The 24,590-nt window shown below is 58.9% G+C and carries 22 protein-coding genes; 15 read left to right on the forward strand and 7 right to left on the reverse strand.

Annotated elements, in window-relative coordinates; genetic code table 11:
• Positions 1-80 precede the first annotated feature (80 nt).
• Genes HGT1_RS06015 through HGT1_RS06035 form a run of 5 tightly spaced genes read left to right on the forward strand, consistent with a single transcriptional unit; the run spans position 81 to position 4,681 of the window.
• Positions 81-1,400, forward strand: a complete 1,320-nt coding sequence (locus tag HGT1_RS06015; RefSeq protein ID WP_176249014.1) for an NAD(P)/FAD-dependent oxidoreductase — start codon at positions 81-83, stop codon at positions 1,398-1,400.
• On the forward strand, positions 1,397-2,158 hold the full coding sequence (locus HGT1_RS06020) for a DUF1365 domain-containing protein (protein ID WP_176249015.1): 762 nt from the start codon (positions 1,397-1,399) through the stop codon (positions 2,156-2,158). Before HGT1_RS06015 ends, HGT1_RS06020 begins: the two co-directional genes overlap by 4 nt.
• Entirely contained in the window at positions 2,155-3,393 is a 1,239-nt protein-coding gene (locus HGT1_RS06025) for an MFS transporter (RefSeq protein WP_176249016.1), read from the forward strand. Before HGT1_RS06020 ends, HGT1_RS06025 begins: the two co-directional genes overlap by 4 nt.
• Positions 3,393-3,953 (forward strand): DUF3833 family protein, encoded by a 561-nt coding sequence (locus tag HGT1_RS06030; protein WP_176249017.1) that lies wholly within the window; start codon positions 3,393-3,395, stop codon positions 3,951-3,953. Before HGT1_RS06025 ends, HGT1_RS06030 begins: the two co-directional genes overlap by 1 nt.
• The gene (locus tag HGT1_RS06035; RefSeq protein ID WP_176249018.1) at positions 3,950-4,681 is read left to right on the forward strand and encodes an SDR family oxidoreductase; all 732 of its coding nucleotides are present in this window, start codon (positions 3,950-3,952) and stop codon (positions 4,679-4,681) included. The genes HGT1_RS06030 and HGT1_RS06035 overlap by 4 nt, the downstream gene beginning before the upstream one ends.
• Positions 4,682-4,839: 158 nt before the next feature.
• Here HGT1_RS06035 and HGT1_RS06040 read toward each other — a convergent pair whose 3' ends face one another.
• The 3 genes from HGT1_RS06040 to HGT1_RS06050 are packed head-to-tail and all read right to left on the reverse strand — an operon-like array spanning position 4,840 to position 7,180.
• A complete protein-coding gene (locus tag HGT1_RS06040) occupies positions 4,840-5,898 on the reverse strand; it encodes a saccharopine dehydrogenase (RefSeq protein WP_176249019.1) in 1,059 nt (352 codons plus the stop codon).
• Entirely contained in the window at positions 5,895-6,515 is a 621-nt protein-coding gene (locus HGT1_RS06045) for a glutathione S-transferase family protein (RefSeq protein ID WP_176249020.1), read from the reverse strand. Before HGT1_RS06045 ends, HGT1_RS06040 begins: the two co-directional genes overlap by 4 nt.
• Before the next feature lie 11 nt (positions 6,516-6,526).
• On the reverse strand, positions 6,527-7,180 hold the full coding sequence (locus tag HGT1_RS06050) for a histidine phosphatase family protein (protein ID WP_176249021.1): 654 nt from the start codon (positions 7,178-7,180) through the stop codon (positions 6,527-6,529).
• 215 nt (positions 7,181-7,395) lie between these two features.
• Here HGT1_RS06050 and fdhF point away from each other — a divergent pair, with 215 nt between their 5' ends.
• Both fdhF and HGT1_RS06060 read left to right on the forward strand, forming a co-directional pair.
• A complete protein-coding gene (gene fdhF, locus HGT1_RS06055; RefSeq protein WP_176249022.1) occupies positions 7,396-10,164 on the forward strand; it encodes a formate dehydrogenase subunit alpha in 2,769 nt (922 codons plus the stop codon).
• A gap of 112 nt (positions 10,165-10,276) precedes the next feature.
• Positions 10,277-11,482, forward strand: coding sequence for a Zn-dependent hydrolase (locus tag HGT1_RS06060; RefSeq protein WP_176249023.1), 1,206 nt, complete (start codon positions 10,277-10,279; stop codon positions 11,480-11,482).
• On the opposite strand, the gene HGT1_RS06065 is transcribed toward HGT1_RS06060, so the two are convergent.
• Entirely contained in the window at positions 11,471-11,698 is a 228-nt protein-coding gene (locus HGT1_RS06065) for a WGR domain-containing protein (RefSeq protein ID WP_176249024.1), read from the reverse strand. The two genes, HGT1_RS06060 and HGT1_RS06065, sit on opposite strands and share 12 nt — an antisense overlap.
• Positions 11,699-11,820: 122 nt before the next feature.
• Between HGT1_RS06065 and HGT1_RS06070 the strand changes: the two genes are divergently transcribed.
• Positions 11,821-12,579 carry an enoyl-CoA hydratase/isomerase family protein gene (locus HGT1_RS06070; protein ID WP_176249025.1) on the forward strand — a complete coding sequence of 253 codons (759 nt, stop codon included), beginning with the start codon at positions 11,821-11,823 and terminating at the stop codon, positions 12,577-12,579.
• Here the strand turns inward: HGT1_RS06070 and HGT1_RS06075 are convergent.
• From HGT1_RS06075 to HGT1_RS06085, 3 genes are read right to left on the reverse strand one after another with little or no spacing between them, the layout of a single operon-like run.
• Complete coding sequence (locus tag HGT1_RS06075; protein ID WP_255200109.1) at positions 12,576-13,046, reverse strand: N-acetyltransferase; 471 nt, start codon at positions 13,044-13,046, stop codon at positions 12,576-12,578. The two genes, HGT1_RS06070 and HGT1_RS06075, sit on opposite strands and share 4 nt — an antisense overlap.
• Positions 13,037-13,738, reverse strand: coding sequence for a response regulator transcription factor (locus HGT1_RS06080; RefSeq protein WP_176249026.1), 702 nt, complete (start codon positions 13,736-13,738; stop codon positions 13,037-13,039). The genes HGT1_RS06075 and HGT1_RS06080 overlap by 10 nt, the downstream gene beginning before the upstream one ends.
• Positions 13,735-15,645: a PAS-domain containing protein gene (locus tag HGT1_RS06085; protein WP_176249027.1), complete on the reverse strand. Its 1,911-nt coding sequence runs from the start codon at positions 15,643-15,645 to the stop codon at positions 13,735-13,737. Before HGT1_RS06085 ends, HGT1_RS06080 begins: the two co-directional genes overlap by 4 nt.
• A 211-nt stretch (positions 15,646-15,856) precedes the next feature.
• On the opposite strand from HGT1_RS06085, the gene HGT1_RS06090 reads away from it, so the two are divergent.
• From HGT1_RS06090 to HGT1_RS06120, 7 genes are all read left to right on the forward strand, one after another.
• Positions 15,857-17,830 (forward strand): AMP-binding protein, encoded by a 1,974-nt coding sequence (locus tag HGT1_RS06090; protein WP_176249028.1) that lies wholly within the window; start codon positions 15,857-15,859, stop codon positions 17,828-17,830.
• 73 nt (positions 17,831-17,903) lie between these two features.
• Positions 17,904-18,725 (forward strand): ABC transporter ATP-binding protein, encoded by an 822-nt coding sequence (locus HGT1_RS06095; protein WP_176249029.1) that lies wholly within the window; start codon positions 17,904-17,906, stop codon positions 18,723-18,725.
• 35 nt (positions 18,726-18,760) lie between these two features.
• Positions 18,761-19,750: a branched-chain amino acid ABC transporter permease gene (locus tag HGT1_RS06100; RefSeq protein WP_176249030.1), complete on the forward strand. Its 990-nt coding sequence runs from the start codon at positions 18,761-18,763 to the stop codon at positions 19,748-19,750.
• 87 nt (positions 19,751-19,837) lie between these two features.
• Positions 19,838-20,914, forward strand: a complete 1,077-nt coding sequence (locus HGT1_RS06105; RefSeq protein ID WP_176249031.1) for a branched-chain amino acid ABC transporter permease — start codon at positions 19,838-19,840, stop codon at positions 20,912-20,914.
• Positions 20,915-21,012: 98 nt separating this feature from the next.
• Positions 21,013-22,293, forward strand: coding sequence for an ABC transporter substrate-binding protein (locus HGT1_RS06110; RefSeq protein WP_176249067.1), 1,281 nt, complete (start codon positions 21,013-21,015; stop codon positions 22,291-22,293).
• Positions 22,294-22,368: 75 nt separating this feature from the next.
• Entirely contained in the window at positions 22,369-23,205 is an 837-nt protein-coding gene (locus HGT1_RS06115) for an ABC transporter ATP-binding protein (RefSeq protein ID WP_176249032.1), read from the forward strand.
• Between the two features lie 51 nt (positions 23,206-23,256).
• Positions 23,257-24,483 (forward strand): phenylacetate--CoA ligase family protein, encoded by a 1,227-nt coding sequence (locus HGT1_RS06120; protein ID WP_176249033.1) that lies wholly within the window; start codon positions 23,257-23,259, stop codon positions 24,481-24,483.
• Positions 24,484-24,590: the final 107 nt, after the last annotated feature.

Consider the following 24,590-nt stretch of genomic DNA (forward strand, 5'->3'; position numbering starts at 1 on the left):
ACGCACCTAAATTAATTCTTGGCGTGTGCCTCATTCGTATTACATCCACGATACCTGAACATACTGGACACCGCCCTCTTATGCCGTTTGAAGCCATCGACCCGCCGCAGCCCGACCTCATGACCGGACGACGTAAAATTGCCGTTATCGGTGCCGGGATTTCAGGGATGGGGGCCGCGCATATGCTGGCCGACGATCACCGCGTTACGATTTTCGAGACAGAAGCAAGACTTGGCGGTCATGCTCGTACCAAAATGGCCGGCAAGAATGGCGACCAGCCGGTCGATACCGGTTTTATCGTGTTCAACTATGCCAATTATCCGCATCTGGCCGCTTTGTTCAAAGAACTGGACGTGCCAGTGATCAAATCCAACATGAGCTTTGGCGCGTCGATTGATGGCGGCCGGTTGGAATATGCCCTGATGACGATGGATTCGATCTTTGCGCAGCGGCGCAATCTGGCGAACCCGAAATTCCTGCGGATGCTCAGCGATATTTTGCGGTTCAACAACTCCGCCGTCAAGATCGCTCAAGACCGGTCGCTGACCATCGAGGGCTTTCTTGAGAAGCTGGGCGCGGGCGAATATTTCCGGAAATATTATCTTGCCCCTTTGTCGGGCGCGATCTGGTCGACGCCGGTGGAAAAGATCATGGATTTTCCGGCCTATTCGATGATCGACTTTTTCGAAAACCACGCCCTGCTCAGCCACACGGGTCAGCACCAATGGTACACGGTCAATGGCGGGTCGCAGGAATACGTCAATCGTCTGGGCGCGTCGTTGTCGGCCAAAGGGGTCGATATCCGCCTAAGCGCTGCGGTGCAGTCGGTGCGGCGCACGGCCGTCGGGGTCGAAGTGAAATCGAACGGTGCCGATTGGGAACGCTTTGACGAGGTGGTGTTTGCCACCCATTCCGACGACACGCTGGCGATGTTGTCAGACCCAAGCGCGCAGGAGCAGGCCGCTTTGGGCGCGGTTAAATACCAGCCGAATAATATTGTGCTGCATGCCGACACCAGCATCATGCCAAAGCGCCGGAAGACATGGGCATCCTGGGTCTATTGCGAGGATAAAGGGCAGCAATCCGACCGGATCGACCTGACCTATTGGATGAATTCGCTGCAACCGATCCCGATGGATGATCTGCACTTCGTGACCCTGAACACCAAACGCCCGATCCGCGAGGAACTGATCTATGATCAGGTGACCCTGCGCCATCCGGTTTATGATATGGAAGCCCTGGGTGCCCAAGAACAGGTGCGCGGATTTAACGGGACGAACAACACGTGGTTCTGTGGGGCATGGATGAAAAACGGTTTCCACGAAGACGGGCTTTCCAGCGCTGTCGATGTCGTGCGCGCGATCAGAGGCGAGGCAAAGGTGTCCTTGGCGGCAGAGTGACCAATAGCGTCGATCACATTGCGGGCGTCACCTATCACGGGCGCAAGGGCAGTGTGGAAAATGCGTTTCGCTATTCGGTGGATTATGTGCTGGTCGATGCCGAAGCCGATCTGAAAACCCCGCTGCTGTTTGCGCGCAATCGCGCTGGCGTGACGTCTTTGCAGGACATTGATCATGGCGGCGACAAAGGCGCGGGGCGCGGTGCCGCCTGGGTGCGCGATGTATTGGCGCAACATCAGATCACAGGTGTCGCTAAAATCGAATTGATGGCGCAGCCGCGTGTACTGGGGCATGTGTTCAACCCGGTCAGCTTTTGGCTGTGCCGCAGGGCAGACGGCACCTTGATCACGGTGATTGCCGAAGTGTCGAATACATTTGGCGACCGCCACAGCTATCTGTGCCACCATCCCGACCTGTCCGAGATAAAGCCCGACGATCATCTGCACGCGACCAAGATTTTCCACGTGTCCCCGTTTCAGCCGGTCGAGGGGAGCTATGACTTTCGGTTTGATATCCGCGAGGATCGTATCGGCATCTGGATCGACTATACCCAAAGGGACGGCGGGTTGATTGCGACCCTGACCGGCAAGCGCACGCCGCTGACCAACGCGCGCATTGCGTGGTCCCTGCTGCGCAGACCTTTTGGCGCGCGCCGTGTCCTCGCGTTGATCCATTGGCAAGCGGTCAAGCTGTGGTGGAAAGGTGGCGGTTATCGGCCCAGACCGGAACCGCCCAAGCAAGACGTGTCGCGCGGATGAAGCCCGCTTCGAATAACCTGCCTGCCTACGCCTTGTTTGCAGCCCTGTTGGCGTCTGCCGGCTTGCCGATCTATATCCACGCGCCCAAGTTCTTTTTGGATGAATACGGAGTGTCTTTGGCCGCGTTAGGCTCTGTTTTATTCGGTCTGCGCCTGCTGGATGTGGTGCAGGACCCGTTACTGGGGCGGCTGTCTGAAAGGTTGCGAAACCATCGCGGTCTGGCTGTTGGTTTTGCCAGCGGTCTGATGGCGCTGTCGATGTATGCCTTGTTTGCAATCCCGCCCTTGCTGCCGCCCCTTGTGTGGTTTGGCCTGACCCTGACGGGCGTGTTTTCGGCGTTCAGCTTTCTGACGATCTGCTTTTATGCCCAAGGCGTGGCCAAAGCCGCGACCCTGCCCGGCGCAGGGCATCTGTCGCTGGCGCGCTGGCGGGAAACCGGTGCGCTGCTGGGGGTTTGCGTAGCCTCTGTTGCACCGGTGGGGTTGGGCGTTGCGCTGAACGCGCCCTTTGCCGGTTTCGGCGTCGGGTTTGCTGTGCTGGCGGTGGCTTCGGTTCTGGCGATGCGCGGTGAATGGCGCAACATCGGCCTGCCCGCCGCGACGGGTTTTGGCACCATTCTGCGGGACGGGGTGGCGCGACGGCTTTTGCTGATCGCGCTGTTGAACGCGGCCCCTGTCGCGGTGTCATCGACGCTGTTCCTGTTTTATGTCGAAAGCGCATTGCAGGCCCCCGGTTGGGAAGGCCCGTTGCTTTTGCTGTTTTTCCTGTCTGCCGCCGCCGCTGCACCGTTTTGGGGAATGCTTGCAGAACGATACGGCGCAAAACGGGTCTTGCTTGGCGCGATGGTACTGGCAATCGGTGCCTTTGGCGGTGCCTTGTTCCTTGGAGTGGGGGATGTGGGGCTGTTTGCACTGGTGTGCATCGGATCGGGCGCGGCACTTGGCGGTGATCTGACGCTGCTGCCTGCGATGTTTGCCACGCGTTTGGCTGTGATATCGCCCTCTGCTGCCGAAGGTTTTGGACTTTGGTCACTTGTCTCGAAGTTCACACTTGCCTTTGCAGCTGTTACGCTACTTCCAACACTACAAATGTCGGGGTTCGAAAGCGGCATGGCGATCCCCCCTCCTGCGGCGATCACGACGTTAATCTGGCTATATGCGGGGCTGCCCTGTCTGCTCAAGCTGTTGGCTATTGCGTTGCTGGTTGGAACCAGACTTGAAAAGGACAGGACGTAATGGATATTCTCTCATTCTTGATCGGGGCAGGGTTGGTTGCAGGGGTTGTGCTGCTGCGCCATCTGGTGGCTGACTTTCCGTCGCAGCGCCCCGAGGATCATGCCGAAGATTTCAACGTTCTGGATATGAAAAAGGATCTGGACGGGGAAATGGTTTGCGAAGGCGTCATCTTCGGGCCGATGGGGCGCGTGACCAGCACGTTCGTCGCCGACTTTAACGTTGAATGGAACGGCGACACCGCGACGATCAACGAACATTTCGTCTATGATGACAAATCGACGCAAGACCGGGTTTGGACAATCAAGCTTGGGCCCGATGGCACCTTCACTGCGACAGCGCCCGATGTGCCAGGCGTTGGAAAAGGGCACCATTCAGGGGCCACGATCCAGATGCTTTATCCCATCAAATTGCCCGAAGAAGTGGGGGGGCACACGTTGCAAACCGTGGATTGGATCTATCTGACTTCCGAAGGGACTTTGATCAACCGCAGCCAGTTTCGAAAGTTCGGCATCAAGGTCGCTGAACTGGTAGCGACCATTCGGAAAAGGGATCCAAAATGAAATCCTGGCAAGGCAAACGGTACTGGCTCGTTGGCGCAAGCGCTGGCCTGGGCGAGGCATTGGCCTACAAGCTCTGCCGTGCCGGGGCCGAAGTGATCGTGTCCGCCAGATCCGAAGAAAAACTGGTGGAATTGGTCGCGGCATTGCCGGGCAAGGCACGCTATCAAACCATGGATGTGCAAGACATTGAAAGTGTCCGCTCCGCTGTTGAAAACATCGGCGATGTCGACGGCATCGTCTATCTGGCCGGGGTCTATTGGCCGTTCGGTGCAAAAGACTGGAACGCAGATCACGCGACGGCGATGATTGACGTGAACCTGACCGGCCTTGTGCGTGTGCTGGGCGAAACCGTGCCGGACATGGTCAAAAAGGACGCCGGGCACATCGTCATCACGTCAAGCCTGACCGCCTTTCGCGGCTTGCCAAGATCTATCGGTTACACGGCATCCAAAGCCGGCACGATGTCCTTGGCAGAATGCATGTATGCAGATTTGCGCAAAACCGGGGTGCAGGTTCAGGTGATCAATCCCGGATTCATCAAGACGCAACTGACCGACAAGAACGACTTCAAAATGCCGTTCCTGATGGAGCCGGAAGAGGCCGCGCAAGAAGTTTTCGACCACATGAACAGCGATAGCTTTAAAAAGAGCTTCCCCTTTGTCTTTTCACTGTTCTTCAGGTTGGCCCGGTTCCTGCCCGACGCAATATATTACCGCCTTTTTGGTTAAATCAGCCCAATTAAAAGGTGTCGTCTTGCGACGACATTACATTTTCGGCGGGTGCCCCTGCTTCTCTGGCTCTTAAATATCCCCGCCGGAGGCATCTTCCTTTTGGGGTGGCTCAAAGGCCGCCTCCGGCGGGGATATTTAAGAGCCAGAGAAGACGGTCAGATTTCAGACAGGTGTTTGCCAAAGATGGCTTCGGCGCGTTGCCATACCATGCTGTTTTGCAAAAGCGCTTGGAGTGTAGGAAGAAGTTGCGAGGCGTAGTCTTCGGAGCTTTCTAGAGGGAGCATCGATGGCAGGTTGTCGATGGCAGTCACCTCAAGGGGCGGTGCGTCATGGACACGCAATGCGGGTTTTCCCCAGGTTGTCGCTTCGGTGTAGATTGGTACAGGGTTAAACGCGCTGTCTGGATCGCAGGCAATGTCGCCGATCACACGTAGTTTTCGAGGGGCATTGATGGCCGTTTTGGGAACAAAAACGGGGGTGGTTGGACCAGCAAGGATGCAGTTGAAGAACAATGTGTGATCCAGAATTTCAGGGAAAGGTCCGCCGCTGGCTGTTTCGGCCATGTCCCACGCCGTGACCGGTATGCCCAATCGTTTACACAGGTCTGCGGCCCCAGTCCCGACGCGGCCGAGGGCCCCAATCACAAGCGCATCCAGCTGGTCGGTGTCGAGTGTTGCAAGTTCTTCTTGCAGTTTGTTCGTCAGAGCATCTGCATTTTTCGAGGGCGTGATCGGCGCGGCGGTTTCACCGCGCATTTGGGCCGCCCAGCATGTGACGGCCACGGCCGCACCCGCAAAGCCTGCCCAATAGCCAAAGGCCGCCACGCGACGGCCGGCATCGGTCGTAAGGTATTCAAGGTCATACAAGGTGCCGCCGCCCGCCTTGAACCGCTCCAAAAGGATGCGGCCTGAGGATTGCCCTTTGTAGGCGTGGCCGAACATGATGTGCCGGTGCGGCAGGGGGCTGCCATCGGCGGGGAGTTCTTTGAGGCCGAAGATAATGACGTCGGATGGCGCTTGGGGCCAGCTGAATTGGGGGGCAATGGTGCAGCCCGCCTGCGCGTAGGCGTCGGTCGGGATGACACGGGTGTCCGATGCCTCGACGGTGACTTTGAAGCCTTGTTCAATCAGGGCAGCGGCCCCTTTCGGGGTGATGCCGACGCGGGTTTCATTGTCGCGTTGTTCGGCGCGGACCCACAGATGGGTTTGTGTCATAGCATGGCCTTTTCTCGGATGGTTTTGACGCTTTGGCGCGTTTCCATCATTGTCATGAAGTTCTGGATTTTTGGATAGTCGCTGAGGTGGACCCCGTCGCCTTCAAGCCAGTTGCACACCACAAAAAGATAGGGATCGGCGATGCTGAAGCCCTGCGTCAGGACGCTGGTGCCGCGCAGCAGGTGCGTTTCGACATATGTTGCGCAGGCGGCCATTGTCTGGGGAACCAATGCGGCCATGTCGTCAAAGCTGGACTGTTGTGTTGCCCATCTGCTGCCGCGCATTTTATGGGCATGGGCGACATGCATGGTTGAGGCCAGATAAAACATGGCGCTGCGCATATGGGCTGCAAGTGTCGGATCGGCGGGGATGAGTTGCGCCGCGGGGCTGATGGATGCGATGTATTCGAGCAATGCGCCGGTTTCGGTCAGGACGGTGCCATCTTGCAAGATAAGCGCCGGGACCCGGCCTTTGGCATTGATGGACAGATAGTCGGGCAATCTCTGCTGGGCTGATTTGAAATCGACCTTGACGGTTTCATAGGGCAGTCCCGCTTCCTCCAGAGTGATCGCAACGGCAATCGAAATCGTGCCGGGGGCATAATAGAGCTTGAGCATGGCCTGACCTTTCAGATGTGGGTTTGCGCGGTGCGCCGTTCGGGGGTGTCGAGGTGGGGGACGGCGTTGAAAAGGACCGGTGACCAATGGCCCCCGATCGGAAACAGCCGGTGCATTGATGTGTTCATGATCGCCAGCGCCATGCGCGACATGGCCGGCACGCCAAGCCCCATGGCCTGTGCCATCGCCATTGATATCAACCCGCCGGATGTCACCACCAGCGCAGGGCCGTGGCCGGCCGCGATTTCTTCGAGGACGGATTGAATGCGGGTCTCGAAACTTGCGTAGCTTTCGGGCGGATTGTCGAGTTTGTCGTTTTTCCACGTTTCGAACACCAGCGGCAGGTGGGCGCTGAACCCGTGTTGATCGTCGGGAAAGGGAACGCCGTGTTGTTGTTCAAGCAGGGTTGCGAGGGTGAAATATTCAAGTTCGTTCAGCCGCGCGTCGCGGGTGGGTTCCAGCCCGGTATCCATGGCGTCTGCCGTTTCGATGTGGCGTCGCAGGGTGCCGGTATAAAGCCTTGTGTGATGGGTTTGCGAATGGCGCAGGTGGTCGCCCAGCCATGCCGCCTGTTGGTGGCCAAGCGGGCTGAGCATGTCATAGCTGGCTTCGTCCGTGGCACCGGAGTTGGCCTGGCCGTGGCGGATAAGGGTGATGTGGGACATGGGTGCGCCTTTTGCTGTTGGGTCTTTGATAGGCAAGCGCTGCGCGGGTTGGAAGGGCAGGAGCCTTCGGCGAGGATATTTTTTAGCCAGAGAAGCGAAGGGGCGCATATCGGAAACAGCGGTGGCGCAAAATCGGGGTGGTGTGTCGGGATTGTGACTGCCGTGGAATGGCGTTGCGCCTTATGGTGCGGGGACGCGTTGCAGGAGGACCCCCAATGGCCGAGACAATTTCATTTACGCTGGACGGCGAAACGGTTGAGGCCGAGGCCGGATTGACCATTTGGGAAGTCGCCAACGGGCGCGGGCTTAAAATCCCTCATCTGTGTTACACGCCTGCGCCGGGCTATCGCCCTGATGGCAATTGCCGCGCGTGCATGGTCGAGATCGAGGGCGAGCGGGTTTTGGCAGCGTCTTGTTTGCGCGAGCCTACGGATGGCATGGTTGTGACCACCAACAACGCACGCGCTGAAAACGCGCGCAAAATGGTGATGGAGTTGCTTGTCACCGATCAGCCGCCACGGGATGTGGCGCATGACAAGTCGAGCCATCTTTGGGAGATGGCTGCGATGGAAGGGGTTGAGGCCAGCCGCTTTCCGAAGTTGGAGGAGGGGCGCATACCGCTGCTGGATGACAGCCATGTGGCGATGCGGGTCAATCTGGATGCCTGCATTCAATGCAATCTATGTGTGCGTGCCTGCCGCGAGGTTCAGGTGAATGACGTGATCGGCATGTCGGGCCGGGGGCATGACAGCTATCCGACCTTTGACATGGCCGATCCGATGGGGGCGTCGTCTTGTGTGGCCTGTGGCGAATGTGTGCAGGCCTGTCCGACGGGGGCCTTGATGGAGGCCACGGTCGTTGACGCCGATCAGGTGGGCGACCGCGCGGATTTCGACAGTGAAGTCGACACCATTTGCCCGTTCTGCGGTGTGGGGTGTCAGGTGTCGCTGAAGGTCAAGGACGGCAAGATCAAATATGTCGAAGGGATCAATGGCCCCGCGAATGAGGGACGTTTGTGCGTCAAGGGGCGTTTCGGGTTCGACTATATCCATCACCCGCACCGGCTGACCAAGCCGTTGATCCGCCGCGACGATGCGCCTGCAAAAGGGCTGAACGTCGATCCCGGCAATTGGCACACGCATTTCCGCGAGGCGTCATGGGACGAGGCGCTGGATTTCGCGGCCAACGGTATGAAGAGGATCGGCGGGCGCGGTGTTGCCGGTTTCGGGTCGGCCAAATGCACCAACGAAGAGGCCTATCTGTTTCAAAAGATCATCCGGCAGGGCTTTGGTCATAACAACGTCGATCACTGCACGCGGCTGTGCCACGCGTCGTCGGTGGCCGCATTGATGGAGAATGTCGGATCAGGGGCGGTCACCGCGACCTTCAACCAGATCGAAAACGCGGATGTGGCGATTGTGATCGGGGCGAATCCGACTGAAAACCATCCCGTCGCGGCGACGTTTTTCAAGCAATTCACCAAACGCGGTGGCAAGTTGATCGTGATGGACCCGCGCGGCCAGGCGCTCAAGCGGCATGCATCGCATATGTTGCAATTCCGGCCCGGTACGGACGTGTCGATGCTGAACGCCATCATGCATGTGATCGTCGAAGAGAAGCTGTACGACCAGCAATATATCGAGGCCTATACCGAGAACTGGGAAATCGAGAAGGCGCATCTCAAGACCTTTACCCCCGAAAAGATGGCCAAGATTTGCGGCATTGATGCCGAGACGCTGCGCGATGTGGCGCGGACCTTTGCCGGGGCGAATGCGGCGATGATTTTCTGGGGCATGGGCGTGTCGCAGCATATTCACGGCACCGATAACGCACGCTGTCTGATTTCGCTTGCGCTGATGACCGGGCAAATCGGGCGGCCCGGCGCGGGGCTGCATCCGTTGCGGGGGCAGAACAACGTGCAAGGGGCATCGGACGCCGGTTTGATCCCGATGTTCTTGCCGGATTACCAGCCGGTTTCAGACGACGGCGTGCGGTCGGCCTTTACCGAGGTCTGGGGGAGCGAGGATTTCAGCAATAAAAAGGGTCTGACGGTGATCGAGATCATGGATGCGATCCATGAGGGCGACATTCGCAGCCTTTATGTATTGGGTGAAAACCCCGCGATGTCTGACCCCGATGTGGAACATGCCCGTGATGCACTGGCCAAGCTGGAGCATTTGGTGGTGCAGGATATTTTCCTGACCGAAACGGCGAATTTTGCCGATGTGATTTTGCCGGCATCGGCCTTTGCCGAAAAGGCAGGCACGGTGACGAACACCAACCGTCAGGTGCAGATGGGCCGCGCGGCGGTGGCCCCCCCCGGTGATGCCAAAGAGGATTGGTGGATCGAGGTCGAACTGGCCAAGCGGCTGGGGCTGGGGTGGAGCTATACGCATCCGAGCGAGGTGTTCGCGGAAATGAAGCTGAACATGTCGTCGCTTAACAACATCACATGGGACCGGCTTGAGGATGAGGGCGCGGTGACCTACCCGTCGACCAGCCCAACCGATCCGGGTCAGGCGATCGTGTTCGGAGACGGGTTCCCCCGTCAGGACGGGCGTGCGCGGTTTACTCCGGCCAGTATCGTCGCCCCTGATGATGTGCCGGACGAGGATTATCCGATGATCCTGACCACGGGGCGGCAGTTGGAGCATTGGCATACCGGGTCCATGACACGCCGGTCCTTTGTTCTGGACGGGCTCGAGCCTGAGGCGAACTGTTCGTTGCACCCATCCACCTTGCGCAAATTGGGGGTGGCCCCTGGCGAGCATATCCGGCTGTCGACCAAGCGCGGGTCGATCGAGATTATGGCGCGCGAGGATCGGGCGGTGTCGCCTGACATGGTGTTCTTGCCCTTTGCCTATGTCGAGGCGGCGGCCAATATTCTGACGAACCCGGCTGTGGACCCTTATGGCAAAATCCCGGAGTTCAAATTCTCGGCTGTGAAGGTTGAGGCGGTTGCGGGAGCAGTTGCGGCACAGTAGCGTCCGGCCCTGAGATGTGCCCTTTGGGCACATGCGGTCTATTTCGGGAATGAGGGACGCTGTCCCTCAAACTCCCTGGGATATTTTTGAGCCAGAGAAGGTGTGGTGTGTGATGCAGGTAGATGGTGACCGGTTTTTGGCGGATTTGCACAAGCTGCGCAGTTTCGGGGCTGCGGGTGTTGGCAAGGGTGTCGTGCGCCCGGCCTATAGCGCGCCGGACATTGAAGCGCGGCGCTGGCTGGCAGGGCAAATGACCCAGATCGGTTTGCGCGTCGAGGTTGATGCGATGGGGAACCTGTTTGGTCTGGCTGACGGGCCATCCCTTTTGCTGGGGTCGCATTCGGACAGCCAACCGGAAGGCGGCTGGCTGGATGGTGCCTTGGGGGTGATTGCTGCTTTGGAGGTTGCGCGGGCCGCGAAAGAGGCTGGGGGGCCGGCTGTTTCCGTGGTGTCTTTTCAGGATGAGGAAGGGCGGTTCGGGGTGACGACGGGCAGTGCTGTCTGGTCGGGTCATGAAACATTGGCCAGCGCGGATGTGCTGCAAGATCATGCCGGCGTTGCACTTGGCACTGCGCGGCAGGCGATGGCGGATATGGTCACGGGAGAGGTAGCGTCGGAGGTGTTCACCGGTTTTATCGAATTGCATATCGAGCAAGGGCCAAGTCTGGACACCAGCGGTGAAAAAATCGGTGTTGTGACGGATATCGTTGGTATCCGGGACATGAAGGTCACTTTTGACGGGCAGCAAAACCATGCGGGGACGACGCCGATGCATTTGCGGCGGGATGCGTTTCAGGCGGTGTCGTCGTTCAACACGCTGCTGAACGACAGGTTGCGCAATGTGGTGACGCCGCAGACGGTCTGGACGATCGGGCATGTGTCGCTGCATCCCAATGCATCCTCCATTGTGCCGGGGCGTGCGGTGTTTTCGATGCAGTGGCGGGATGCGGATACCGACCGGCTGGCGCGCATGGAAACGATCATTCGTGAAACCGCTGCCGAGGTGGCGCAGGCGCAGGGCATAGGGTTGAGTTTCGGGCCGCTTTTGGGGCTTGAGCCAGTCGCGATGGACCCGCGTTTGCGGCGCGCACTTGAGGACGGCGCAGAGGCGGTTGCCCCCGGAAAATGGCGTAACATGCCATCAGGTGCCTTGCATGATGCGACCAATGTTGCGCGGCTGTTGCCTGTGGCGATGTTGTTTGTGCCGTCGATTGGCGGGCTAAGTCACACCTTCGAGGAGGACACGGACGAGGCTGATCTGGTCGCGGGCGTGCAGGTCTTGGCCCATGCTGTGAGCCGTTTGGGATCAGCTGCGTAGGTAGCCGCGTCGTTCGGCACGGCTGCGGTGGATATCTGCCGCGCGGGATGCCTCGCGCAGGTTGCCAAAGCACTGCACCACCGCTTTGGGGCGTCCGCCTGCGGTGCCCCATTCGCGCAACACAGAAACTTCGCTGAACAGGTTCATTGCGATCTCGACACGATAGAAAATCTGCCGCTGTGCCTGGCTGGTGCGGTAAAGAAGGCATTCAATCATGGCTTGAATCTAACGGTCATGTCACGGGGAAGGCAACGGAAAATTGACGGGAATGCAAAATACCGGATGACGGCGGTGCGAATGGATGAAACGCTATGGCCAGTCACGAGGAGACCACGCATATGACCCAAACATCAGATATCATCCAAAGCGAACATGCAGGCGGGGTGGTTTGCCTGACGCTGAACAATGGCCCGGTGAACGCGCTGTCGGCTGACGGGTTGATGCAGTTTGCAGGCAGGATCAAGGCGCTTGAGGCCGATGATGCCGTGCGCGCGATTGCTCTTGCGTCGCCCTTCAAGGTGTTTTCCGCAGGGGTGAACCTGAAGCAGGCGCAAGGCTTTGATCTGGCCGCGCAGCACGCGATTGTCAAAGGGCTGAACGAAGGGTTTCTGGCGTTGTTTGAATGTGCCAAGCCGACAGTCGTTGCCGTCAACGGTGCGGCGATTGCGGGCGGGTTGTTCTATGTGCTGGCGAGCGATTTTCGCATTGCTGCGGCGCGGGCAGCCTTCGGTCTGGCCGAGGTGCGCGTCGGTGTCGATTTTCCGTTGGGGCCGCTGGAAATTGCGCGGGCGACTTTGTCACCGAATGATCTGCGGCGGCTGATGTTGACGGGGCAACCCATGTCAGCCGAGGAGGCGCGGATCGCCGGTATTGTGGACCGGATCGTGCCGGATGAGGAACTGCTGGAAGCGGCGTTGGCCGAGGCCGCCAAGCTGGGGCAGATCCCGCCAGCCACCTTTGCATCGGTGAAACGCCAGATCAGGGGCGAGGCGATTGCCAAGATCAAGGCGGGCATGGCTGCGGGTGCCAACGCGCCGGAGGGCGGGTGGTTCAATGATGAAACCATTCCGGCCATGCGCGCGATGCTGGGCGGTTAGGCGACCGGTTTGCGCATCGTGATGCTGGTGGGGCGGTCATATCCCGCATGGGCCGTGCGCGCGTATTCGGTGAACCCAAGTGCGCGAAACGTGGCGTGATTGTTCACCAGTTCAACCCGGGTTTGAAGTTCAAGCATCGGTAGGTCCAGCGCGCGGGCGCGGGCGCTGGCATGGTCGATCAGGTGGCGCGCAAGGCCAAGTCGTTGATGGGGCGGGGCGACACATAGTTTGCCCAGATACAGCACGTCGGGTTTCGGGGTCAGGACCATGCAGGCGACAGGCGGGGCACCGATGCACCAGATCTCGGCCTCGGATGCGGTTTCTTGCAGGGATGCTTGGGTGACCTTGCCAAGCGAGCTGGGCGGGGCGATCCGCCCTTCCATATAGGCGAAACAATCGCGCATCAGGGTCAGCAGATCGGCCAAAGCCGGATCATCAGGGCCAAGCTGGCGGGGCGTCAGCTCCACGTCACGTCCCCCAGAAAGATGTAGCCTGCGCCGTAGATGGTTTTGATCAGTTGCGGGTTTTTCGGGTCTTCGCGCAGCTTGGTGCGCAGGCGCGAGATACGGACATCCATCGCGCGGTCAAAGCTTTCTGATGCGACGCCGCCAAGGCTGGTTTGCATTTGTGCGCGGCTGATCAGACGTTTCGGCGCGTCCAGAAACAGGCGCAGTACTTCGCCTTCGGCATGAGAGAATGGGGTCTCGGACCCGGCGTCGTCTTCTAGGGTGTAGCGGTCGAAATGCGCGGTCCAGCCGTTGAACACAGCAACATTGCCTGCTTGTGTTGCGGGTTTGGTGCTGCGCAGGCGGGCGCGGATGCGGGCCACGACCTCGGCGGGATCAAACGGTTTGATGATGTAATCATCGGCCCCAAGTTCAAGCCCCGTCACCCGGTCCTGCACCTGCGCGCGGCCCGAGATGATAATGACGATGGCACCTTGTTCCAGCGCCAGCCGGTGCACCAGCGTCAGCCCGTCCGTGTCGGGCAGGGACAGATCGACAAGGCAGACATCGGGGGTATGGGTGGCGAGGGCTGCTTCGAACGCGCGGGCGCGGCCAAAGCTGAGGGTGTCAAAACCGGCCTCTTCCAGCACATCGGCCAGCAGGGTGCGGATTTCGGGTTCATCGTCCAGAATGGTGACAAGGGGGCGGGTCATTGGGCGGCTATCTCTTGGGGTTTGATCAGTGCAGTCAAATCATCTGCGCCAAAGGGCTTGCGTAAAACCGGTGCCTGTTTTTGCGCCTCAAGAAACAGCGCGTCATCGGTCGGCAGGGATGTCATCAGGACCAAGGGCGGGGCGCTTGGGCCAAGACGTCTGGCCAGATCAAGGCCGGTTGCCTCGCCCACCAGTTGGATGTCGGACAGGATCAACGAGATGTCTGGCAGATCGGCAAGCAGGGCCGTTGCCTCGTCTGCGCTGGCCGCTTCAATCACCGAATGGCCCAAGCCCATCAGCATATCGCGCACCAACGCGCGCAAATCATCGGCGTCTTCGACCAGCAGCACCAACCCGGTGGTGGCAGCAACGGCGGGGCGGTACGGCAGGCGCATGGTGACCTGCGCGCCGTCTGTTGTGTTTGACAGACGCAAATCGCCGCCAGCGGATTTGGTCATGTCATAGACCATGGGCAGGCCCAGACCCGACCCTTCGGCCCCTTTGGTGGTGAAAAACGGGGCGCATCCATGTTCCAGCGCCGATGCGGAAAACCCCGGTCCGGTATCCTGCAAGACAAATTCGATCCAGGTGTCATGGACCTGCCTGACTTCGAGCGTGATCATCCCCGCCATGCCGCAGGCGTCGCGGGCGTTCAGGATCAGGTTCAGCAGTCCGTCTTGAACCAGCCCGCTGTCCAGCAAAACCGGCTGGTCCGGCATCAAGTTCGTAATACGCAATTCAACGGCTTTGGGCAGCGTGGGCTTGGCCAGCAGGCTCAGGTCGGACAGCAGGTTGGCGATGGGCGTCGCGGTGGGGCGCAGGGTGCGCGCGCCGGTCATATCCGCAATCGTGCTCAGCAGCGCCCCGCCGCGGCGGGCGGCGGCAAGGGTCCCTTCGATCAGCGGTGCGGCGGGGGCTGGCAGGGCGTCAAGGCGAGCCAAACGCGATTGCAGGCCCAGAATGATGGTCAGCAGGTTCGAGAAATCATGCGCCAGCCCCGAAATCACCTGCGCCGCAACTTCACGGCGGCGGGTCTGTTGCAGGGCGGTCCGGTTCTGGGTTTCTTCGGTCACGTCCATCGACAGAATATAGACGCCGCCGTTGTTATCGGGGGTAAAGGCCCCACGGATGCGGCGGGCGCTGGCTTCGTCGGTGAACTCCACAATCGACTGTTTGCCGGCATAGGCCTGGGTCAGGGATGGCGTGATGCAGTCATGGGCCTGAGGGCCCAATATATCGCGGATGCTGCGCCCGATCAGGTCGGTCGGCCGCCCTGGCATCACGGCAGACAGGCGGCGGTTGGAATAGGTATAGCGCCCCTCTGCGTCCACATGCGCGATATGGGCGGGCATCATTTCGGTGGTCAGGCGGGTGCGCGCTTCTGACAGGGTCAACTGGCGCTTGGCTTCTTCCAGGGCGCTGTTCATCGCGGCCAGTTCGCGGTTGGTCGCGGACAGTTGTTCGGCATGGGCAATCACCTGCCCCGACAGCGCGTCCGATCGCGCGCGCAACAGGGCCTCGTGCTGTTTGGTGTGGGAAATGTCGGTATAAACAGTGACCCATCCGCCTTGGGGCAGGGGTGATCCTTCGACTGAAATGGTGCGGCCGTTGGCGCGGGTGCGTTCCATATAATGTGCTTCAAAGGCGCGGGCCTGAACGACACGTTCGGAGACAAAGGCATCCACATCAGCGACCTCGCCATATTCGCCGGATCGGGCCAGATGGGTGATGGTTTCCTGAAAGCTGGCCCCCGGTGTGACAAAAGCAGGGGGCAGATTGAACATTTGCTGAAACGGGGCATTGCACAAAACCAGTCGCAGATCAGCGTCATAGATCGTGAGCGCTTGGGCAATCAGGTTCAGACCGGCGGCGGTCATCGCGCTTGTTTGCGTATCATTCAGCTGCATTTGGTCCCCCCTTTGTCATCCAATGGCTATCACCATCGACAGGGCTGCGCAAAGGCCCGCCGATGAAAATGCGCCCTGTAACAATTCGTAAGGATTGAGAAATCATTAGGAATAAGTTGACGCACAGGCTGTGATCAACATCATGGTACGACATCAGAATCGCACCAGTGATCGACCTGCCGATAAAGAGCAGGACTTGGGAGGAAGACATTTGGCTTACAAGCTTGTGAGCGCCGACGGACCGCAGTCCGTTCCGGCGTTGTTGCACCGCAATGCAAAGCAATTCGCGAACGCCCCTGCGTACCGCGAAAAGGAATTTGGTATTTGGCAAAGCTGGACCTGGTCGCAAACGCGCGACGAGGTCGAAGCGCTTGCCCTTGGCTTTCTTGAGCTTGGTGCCAACGAGGGTGATTTCATCGCCATCATCGGCCGCAACCGCCCGTACCTGTACTGGGCGATGATGGCAGCCGAAATGGTAGGTGCCGTGCCCGTGCCGCTGTACCAGGACGCGAACGCCGAAGAGATGGCCTATGTGCTGGACCACTGTGGTGCCCGTTTTGTCATCGCTGGTGATCAGGAACAGGTCGACAAGGTGCTTGAGGTTCAAGACCAGCTGACCCAGTTCGAACGCATCATCTATCTTGATCCACGCGGTTTGCGCAAATACGACCACGCTGCATTGGACCAGTATGCTGCCGTTCAGGACATGGGCCGCAAGAACCGCGACAAGCACATCAAGGAGCTTGAAGCGCGTCAGGCCAAGCTGAATTATGACAGCACCGGCGTCATGCTGTACACCTCCGGCACCACGGGCAAGCCCAAGGGTGTTGTGCTGAGCAACCGCAATATTATTGAAACGGCCAAGTCGTCTTCTGAATTCGATCACCTGCGCCAGACCGATGATATTCTGGCCTATCTGCCGATGGCATGGGTTGGTGATTTCATATTCTCGGTGGGTCAGGCGCTTTGGACGGGGTTCTGCACCAACTGCCCTGAATCCGCTGACACGATGCATGTCGATTTGCGCGAAATCGGACCGACCTATTATTTCGCACCACCCCGCGTGTTTGAAACACAATTGACCAGCGTCATGATCCGCATGGAAGACGCCAGCCGTTTCAAAAAATGGCTGTTCGACCGTTTCATGAAAGTCGCACGCAAGGTTGGCCCCGCCATTCTGGATGGCAAACCCGTAGGTCTGATGGACCGGCTGAAATACGGTCTTGGCGAATTGATGATTTACGGCCCGCTGAAAAACACGCTGGGCCTGAGCCGCGTGCGCGTGGGCTATACTGCGGGCGAAGCGATTGGGCCTGAAATTTTTGATTTCTACCGGTCGCTTGGGATCAACCTGAAACAGCTTTACGGTCAGACCGAAGCGACCGTGTTCATCACAGCGCAGCCCGATGGCGAAGTGCGCAGTGACACGGTTGGCGTGACCTGCCCCGGCGTGGAACTGAAGATCGCCGAGAATGGCGAGGTGTTCTACCGCAGCCCCGGCGTGTTCGTCGAATATTACAAGAACCCCGAAAGCACCGCAGATACCAAGGATGCTGAAGGCTGGGTCGCCACCGGCGACGCGGGCTTTATCGAGGAAAGCACAGGCCATCTGCGCATCATCGACCGTGCCAAGGACGTTGGCAAAATGGCCGATGGCAGCCTGTTCGCGCCGAAATACGTTGAAAACAAGCTCAAGTTCTTCCCGAATATTCTTGAGGCGGTTGTTTTCGGCAACGGTCGCACGGAATGCACCGCGTTTATCAACATCGACCTGACCGCCGTGGGCAACTGGGCCGAGCGCAACAACATCGGCTATGCGTCCTATCAGGAACTGGCGCGGCATCCGCAGGTGATGGACCAGATCCAAAGCCATGTGGAAGAGGTCAATGCATCCATCGCCGAAGACGAGATGTTGTCGGGTTGTCAGGTGCACCGCTTTGTCGTGCTGCACAAGGAACTGGACGCCGATGACGGTGAACTGACACGCACCCGCAAGGTACGCCGCAAGGTGATTGGCGAAAAGTTCGAAGACATTATCAACGCACTTTACGATGGATCGCCGTCGGTCAGCACGGTCACGGAAGTGACCTATGAAGACGGGCGAAAAGGGTCGATTGCGGCCACATTGGAAGTGCGCGATGCCAAGGTATTCGCAGATAATCGCAAGAAGAAGGCCGCAGCATGAGCATCATGAGTGGCGTTTTCGGGCGCATGGGTTGCGCAGTGGATTTTAAGACCATTTGGAAAGAGGGTGTAGCATGAAGGATCAGGCTGACGGCTACGTCACAGCGGATGGTCGCCAGATCGGCCCGGTGGTGATGGAGATGAAAAACATCACCCTGCGGTTCGGCGGTGTGGAGGCGATCAAAGACATTTCGCTTGATATTCGCGAAGGTGAAATTCGCGCGATCATCGGGCCGAACGGCGCGGGCAAATCCTCCATGTTGAACGTGATCAGCGGGTTCTACGTCCCGCAGGATGGCGAAGTCTGGTACAAAGGCGCGCGCCGCGCCGCGATGAAACCGTTTCAGGTGGCCGAGCAGGGCATCGCGCGGACGTTCCAGAACATCGCGTTGTTCGAAGGGATGACCGTTCTGGATAACGTCATGACCGGCCGTTTGACCCATATGGAAACCGGTTTGTTCTGGCAGTCCCTCTGGAAGGGTAAGGCTGAGCGTGAAGAGACTGCGAACCGCGAAGTCGCCGAGAAGATCATCGATTTCCTTGAGATTCAGGCGATCCGCAAGACGCCGGTTTCGCGCTTGTCTTACGGATTGAAAAAACGGGTCGAACTGGCCCGCGCATTGGCCGCCGAGCCGTCGATCTTGTTGTTGGATGAACCGATGGCGGGGATGAACGTCGAGGAAAAAGAGGACATGAGCCGCTTTATTCTGGATGTGAATGACGAATTCGGCACGACGATTGTTCTGATCGAACACGACATGGGCGTGGTCATGGACCTGAGCGACCGCGTGGTCGTGATGGATTACGGCAAAAAGATCGGCGACGGCTCGCCGCACGATGTGCGCAACAACCAAGACGTCATCGACGCCTATCTGGGGGTCGCACATGATGACTGATTTTGACCTAAACTTTGCGAACTGGAGGGTCTGATATGCCTGAGCAACTGGCCTTTGCCCTAGAGGTAACCGCGAACGGTCTGATGGCGGGGGTGCTTTATGCGCTTGTCGCGTTGGGTTTTGTTCTAATTTACAAAGCATCCGGCATTTTTAACTATGCCCAAGGCGTTATGGCGCTTTTTGCGGCGCTGACGCTGGCCGGGATCATGGACGGGCAGGTGCCCTTCAGCCACTTGATCAACGCCGTGTTCGGCACCGATGTGCATCACTTTGGCTGGAACGTTCCGGCGTTTCTGGCGATTTTGCTGACCATGGTGGTGATGATCGCGCTGGCCTATGTCGTGCAGCGCTTGGTGTTCCGCCATCTGGTTGGCCAAGAGCCGATCATCTTGTTCATGGCGACCATCGGTCTGGCCTATTTCCTTGAAGGCGTCGGCGATCTGATGTGGGGGTCTGACATCAAATCAATGGATGTGGGCCTGCCGCAGGGCATCAACACATGGATCGACGAGACCACGTTCGAGGTCTTGGGCTACGGCTTCTTTATCGACAACCTTGATATTGTCGCGAGCATCATCGCCGCGTTGCTGGTCATCGGGTTGGTCATGTTCGCGCAATATACCAAGCAGGGCCGCGCCATGCGGGCTGTGGCGGATGACCATCAGGCGGCCTTGTCGGTCGGGGTTTCGCTGAACTTTATCTGGATCCTTGTGTGGTCGCTGGCCGGGTTTGTCGCCCTTGTGGCCGGCATCATGTGGGGCACGAAATCGGGCGTGCAGTTTTCGCTGTCGCTGATCGCGTTGAAGGCTTTGCCGGTGTTGATGCTGGGCGGGTTCACCTCGATCCCCGGTGCGATCGTCGGTGGTTTGATCATCGGTGTGGGTGAGAAACTGTTCGAATTCCTGATTGGCGCGCCCTTCCTTGGCGGTGCGACCGAGAACTGGTTTGCCTATATGCTGGCGCTGATTTTCCTCGTGTTCCGTCCGCAGGGTCTATTTGGGGAGAAGATCATTGAACGTGTTTAGTCATGGCAATCGTCGGACCGGGGCTCTGCCAATGTGTATCGTTCGGGCCCCAGGATTTAAAACCATTTGGAATGAGGAGCGCGTCTGATGCTTTATCGTGAATCAGGGGATTTCAGCTCCACCTATGCAGAAGACAGCCAGACGTTTCCGATCAAGTTTGACCGGTACCGCTATTACTTTGTGCTGTTTGTCGCCATTTTCGTGATCCCGTTCATGATCAACGACTATTGGGTGAATTCGCTTTTCCTGCCGTTTCTGATCTATGCCATCGCGGCGATCGGGTTGAATATTCTGGTGGGGTATTGCGGGCAGGTAAGCTTGGGTACCGGTGGTTTCATGGCGGTGGGGGCCTATGCCTGCTACAAGCTGATGACCAGCTTTCCCGATGTGAGCATGCTGGTGCATGTCTTGCTGTCGGGTCTGATTACGGCTGCGGTTGGCGTGCTGTTCGGTTTGCCGTCACTGCGGATCAAGGGGTTCTATCTGGCGGTGGCGACACTGGCGGCGCAGTTCTTTCTTGTGTGGCTGTTCAACCGGGTGCCGTGGTTTTACAACTATTCGGCATCGGGTCAGATCAGCGCACCCGAGCGTACCTTTCTGGGCATCAACATCACCGGCGCGAATACCCAAGCCTGGGCGACCTATCTGTTCTGTCTGATGTTCGTGATCTTTAGCGCCTATGTCGCACGCAACCTGACCCGCGGGTCGGTGGGGCGCAAATGGATGGCGATCCGTGACATGGATATCGCGGCTGAAATCATCGGCGTGAACCCGTTGCGGGCCAAGCTGACGGCCTTTGCGGTATCGTCGTTCTTTATCGGCATCTCGGGCGCACTGTTCTTTTCGATCTATCTGGGCGCTGTCGAGGTTGGCGAAGTGTTCGGTATCCAGAAATCATTCCTGGTGTTGTTCATGATCATCATCGGCGGGCTGGGGTCCATCTTTGGCAGCTTTGCCGGGGCCGCGTTTCTGGTGCTGCTGCCGGTCGTGCTCAAGATCGTTGGCGTGGACTGGCTGGGCTGGCCCACGGATATCGTGGCGCATTTGCAGCTTGTGATCGTCGGGGGGCTGATTATCGTGTTCCTGATCGCAGAACCGCACGGCCTTGCCCAACTGTGGCGCGTCGCCAAGGAAAAACTGAGATTGTGGCCCTTCCCGCACTAGGGGACGGCACATGGCGGGGGAGGAGACCCACGCCGAAGAAGACGACCGGGCAAACCCGGCACTATCGGACATATCCAAGGGAGGAAACACCGATGAACATGAAACTGAAACTGACCACACTGGCGCTTGGCGTCACATTGGCCGCAGGCCCGGCAATGGCAGAGCTTGTCTTTCCATCGTTGAGCTACCGCACCGGCCCCTACGCCGCAAACGGTATCCCCTTCGCGGATGGCTATGCGGATTATTTCACGCTGCTGAACGAGCGTGATGGTGGCATCGGTGGCGAACCGATCCGCATGATCGAATGCGAAACCGGCTATAACACCGAAAAAGGTGTGGAATGCTATGAAAGCACCAAAGGCGAAGGCGCTTTGGTTTATCAGCCGCTGTCCACAGGCATCACCTATCAGCTGATCCCCAAAGCGACCGCTGACGGCATTCCTGTCCACTCGATGGGCTATGGCCGCACATCCGCCAAAGACGGCGCTGTGTTCAAGAACATCTTTAACTACCCTGCGAACTACTGGGATGGCGCATCGGTCGCGATCAAGCACCTGCTGGACGTGAACGGTGGCAGCCTTGAGGGCAAGAAGATCGCTTTGGTCTATCACAACTCTGCCTACGGCAAAGAGCCGATCCGCACCCTGGAAGAGCTGAGCAAGAAGCACGGTTTTGAACTGTCCTTGCTGCCCGTTGACCACCCCGGTCAGGAGCAGAAATCGCAGTGGCTGCAAATCCGCCGCGAAAAGCCTGACAACGTGATCATGTACGGCTGGGGCGTTATGAACCAGGTTGCCGTTCAGGAAGCGGCGAACATCCGTTACCCGATGGACCAGTTCATCGGCATCTGGTGGTCCGGTTCTGAAAACGACGTGCGTCCAGCGGGCGAAGCGGCCAATGGCTACAAAGCGTTGACATTCCACAACGTGGGCAGCGACTTCCCCGTCTTTGCGGACATCCAGAAGTTTGTTGTTGATGCGGGCAAAGCTGCCGGTGCGGGCGACCAGATCGGTACCGCTTTGTACAACCGTGGTCTCTATGCCGCGATGTTGGCTGCCGAAGCTGCGAAAACAGCCCAAGGCATCCACAACACAACGGCGCTGACACCTGCACAGATGCGTGACGGTATGGAAGCACTGGAAATCACCGAAGCGAAGATGGCCGGATTGGGTCTGCCGAACTTTGGTCCCGAGTTCAGTGTTTCTTGCGAAAACCACGGTGGTAACGGTCTTGTTGCCGTATCCCAGTGGGATGCAGCGGCTGACAGCTGGAGCCTGATCACAGGTTACGAGCAGTCCGACCAGGACGTGCTGACACCGCTGATCGAAGAAGACGCAGCGGCCTTCGCAGCTGAAACCGGCATCACACCGGGCTGCTAAGCCAAGCCTTTGACTTGGGATGCGGCGGCCCGTTTCGCCGCATCCCGACAACCGCCATCTATGAAAGAGACACCCATGCTGGACGCCACCCCAACGCCCGACGCGCAGGTCGAGACCCTTCTTGAGGTCAACAATATCGAAGTGATCTATAACTCGGTCATTCTGGTGCTCAAAGGCGTGAGCCTGAAGGTCCCCAAGGGCGGTATCACGGCTTTGCTTGGCGGCAACGGCGCGGGCAAGACGACGACGCTCAAGGCGATTTCGAACCTGCTGCACTCCGAACGCGGCGAAGTCACCAAAGGGTCGATCAAATACCGTGACGAACCGGTGCATAGATCCGACCCCGCCGACATGGTCAAACGCGGTGTCGTGCAGGTCATGGAAGGCCGGCATTGTTTCGAACACCTCACCATCGAAGAGAACCTGCTGACCGGGGCCTATACCCGCAGTGACGGCAAGGCCGCGATCGCGCGTGATCTCGAGATGGTTTATGAATATTTCCCGCGTCTGCGCGAACGGCGCAAATCCCAGGCGGGCTATACCTCGGGCGGTGAACAACAGATGTGCGCGATTGGCCGCGCCCTGATGTCACGCCCCGAAACGATCCTGCTGGACGAACCCTCGATGGGTCTGGCCCCGCAGTTGGTCGAACAGATTTTCGAGATCGTGAAATCGGTAAACGAACAGGAAGGCGTGACTTTCCTGCTGGCTGAACAGAACACCAACGTGGCGTTGCGCTTTGCCCATTACGGATACATCCTTGAATCCGGTCGTGTCGTGATGGACGGCCCCGCCGCTGACTTGCGCGAAAATCAGGACGTCAAGGAATTCTACCTCGGCATGTCCGACGAAGGCCGCAAATCCTTCCGCGACGTGCGCAGCTACCGCCGCCGCAAGCGCTGGCTCAGCTAACCCGACCCTTGCCACCGATCCTGACCTTCACATGAATTGCGAGTAAGCAACATGGCACAGACGTCCCACTTCGATGAGCTTGAGACCCGCAGCGCCGCAGCGCGCGCCGCCGATCTTGCGCAGGCCTTGCCCGCACAGATCGCCCGCGCCCAAGCCTTGCCGGGCTATGCCGGATCACTCGACGGGATCGACCCTGCGACCATCACCAGTGCTGACGCCCTTGCTGCCTTGCCGGTTCTGCGCAAATCCGAACTGGGCAAGGCACAAGCGACCTCGGCCCCCTTTGGCGGATTTACGACCAAACCTGCCCATGGCTTCACCCATGTGTTCCAATCGCCCGGCCCGATCTATGAACCCTCGTCTAACGCGCCCGACTGGTGGCGCATGGGCCGGTTCCTGCATGCGGTTGGCATCGGGGCGGGTGATATCGTGCAGAACTGCTTTGGCTATCACCTGACCCCTGCGGGCATGATCTTTGAATCCGGCGCGCAGGCTGTCGGGGCTGCCGTGCTGCCCGCAGGCACCGGCCAGACTGAACTTCAGGTGATCGCCGCGCGCGATGTCGGCACGACCGCCTATGCCGGCACGCCCGACTACCTCAAGATCATTCTCGAAAAAGCCGATGAAATGGGTGTGACCCTTGGCATCACCAAGGCGGCAGTCGGGGGCGGCGCGCTCTTCCCGTCCTTGCGCGACTATTACACCGGCCGCGGCATCACCTGCCTGCAAAGCTATGCGACCGCCGATCTGGGCAACATCGCCTATGAAACCCCCGCGATGGAGGGGATGATCGTCGATGAAAGCGTCATCGTCGAAATCGTCACGCCCGGCACGGGCAACCCCGTCCCCGCTGGCGAAGTCGGCGAAGTCATCGTGACCACGCTCAACCCCGACTACCCGTTGATCCGCTTTGCCACGGGCGACCTCAGCGCCGTCCTTCCGGGCACTTCGCCCTGTGGCCGTACCAATATGCGCATCAAAGGCTGGATGGGCCGCGCCGATCAAACCACCAAGATCAAAGGCATGTTTGTGCGCCCCGAACAGGTTGCCGCCCTTGTCGCCCACCACGCCGAGATCACCAAGGCCCGCGTCATCGCGAGCCGCGCCGGTGAACAAGACGTGATGACCGTGCAGATCGAAGCCACCGGCGGTGATGCTGACGCCTATGCGCAAACTGTGGTTGATGTGCTCAAACTCAAAGGCACGATCGTGATCGTCGACCCCGGCACCTTGCCCAAAGACGGCCTCGTTATCGAAGACCAACGCAGCTACGACTGATGGCACCCCTGTTCTCTGGCTCTTAAATATCCTCGCCGAAGGCGGCACCACGTCGCACCGGCCGGAACGATAATTTTGCGCAGCCCGCTGGTATTTCCGACTAAAAT

It is taken from the genome of Sulfitobacter sp. HGT1 (genome assembly GCF_013282155.1).
GTDB lineage: Bacteria > Pseudomonadota > Alphaproteobacteria > Rhodobacterales > Rhodobacteraceae > Sulfitobacter.

Excerpts from the sequence above, each read along its gene's own strand:
- HGT1_RS06015 (WP_176249014.1), top strand. The coding sequence starts at position 81 with ATGCCGTTTGAAGCCATCGACCCGCCGCAGCCCGACCTCATGACCGGA.
- HGT1_RS06025 (WP_176249016.1), top strand. The coding sequence starts at position 2,155 with ATGAAGCCCGCTTCGAATAACCTGCCTGCCTACGCCTTGTTTGCAGCC.
- HGT1_RS06030 (WP_176249017.1), top strand. The coding sequence starts at position 3,393 with ATGGATATTCTCTCATTCTTGATCGGGGCAGGGTTGGTTGCAGGGGTT.
- HGT1_RS06035 (WP_176249018.1), top strand. The coding sequence starts at position 3,950 with ATGAAATCCTGGCAAGGCAAACGGTACTGGCTCGTTGGCGCAAGCGCT.
- HGT1_RS06040 (WP_176249019.1), bottom strand. The coding sequence starts at position 5,898 with ATGACACAAACCCATCTGTGGGTCCGCGCCGAACAACGCGACAATGAA.
- HGT1_RS06045 (WP_176249020.1), bottom strand. The coding sequence starts at position 6,515 with ATGCTCAAGCTCTATTATGCCCCCGGCACGATTTCGATTGCCGTTGCG.
- HGT1_RS06050 (WP_176249021.1), bottom strand. The coding sequence starts at position 7,180 with ATGTCCCACATCACCCTTATCCGCCACGGCCAGGCCAACTCCGGTGCC.
- fdhF (WP_176249022.1), top strand. The coding sequence starts at position 7,396 with ATGGCCGAGACAATTTCATTTACGCTGGACGGCGAAACGGTTGAGGCC.
- HGT1_RS06060 (WP_176249023.1), top strand. The coding sequence starts at position 10,277 with ATGCAGGTAGATGGTGACCGGTTTTTGGCGGATTTGCACAAGCTGCGC.
- HGT1_RS06065 (WP_176249024.1), bottom strand. The coding sequence starts at position 11,698 with ATGATTGAATGCCTTCTTTACCGCACCAGCCAGGCACAGCGGCAGATT.
- HGT1_RS06070 (WP_176249025.1), top strand. The coding sequence starts at position 11,821 with ATGACCCAAACATCAGATATCATCCAAAGCGAACATGCAGGCGGGGTG.
- HGT1_RS06080 (WP_176249026.1), bottom strand. The coding sequence starts at position 13,738 with ATGACCCGCCCCCTTGTCACCATTCTGGACGATGAACCCGAAATCCGC.
- HGT1_RS06085 (WP_176249027.1), bottom strand. The coding sequence starts at position 15,645 with ATGCAGCTGAATGATACGCAAACAAGCGCGATGACCGCCGCCGGTCTG.
- HGT1_RS06095 (WP_176249029.1), top strand. The coding sequence starts at position 17,904 with ATGAAGGATCAGGCTGACGGCTACGTCACAGCGGATGGTCGCCAGATC.
- HGT1_RS06100 (WP_176249030.1), top strand. The coding sequence starts at position 18,761 with ATGCCTGAGCAACTGGCCTTTGCCCTAGAGGTAACCGCGAACGGTCTG.
- HGT1_RS06105 (WP_176249031.1), top strand. The coding sequence starts at position 19,838 with ATGCTTTATCGTGAATCAGGGGATTTCAGCTCCACCTATGCAGAAGAC.
- HGT1_RS06110 (WP_176249067.1), top strand. The coding sequence starts at position 21,013 with ATGAAACTGAAACTGACCACACTGGCGCTTGGCGTCACATTGGCCGCA.
- HGT1_RS06115 (WP_176249032.1), top strand. The coding sequence starts at position 22,369 with ATGCTGGACGCCACCCCAACGCCCGACGCGCAGGTCGAGACCCTTCTT.
- HGT1_RS06120 (WP_176249033.1), top strand. The coding sequence starts at position 23,257 with ATGGCACAGACGTCCCACTTCGATGAGCTTGAGACCCGCAGCGCCGCA.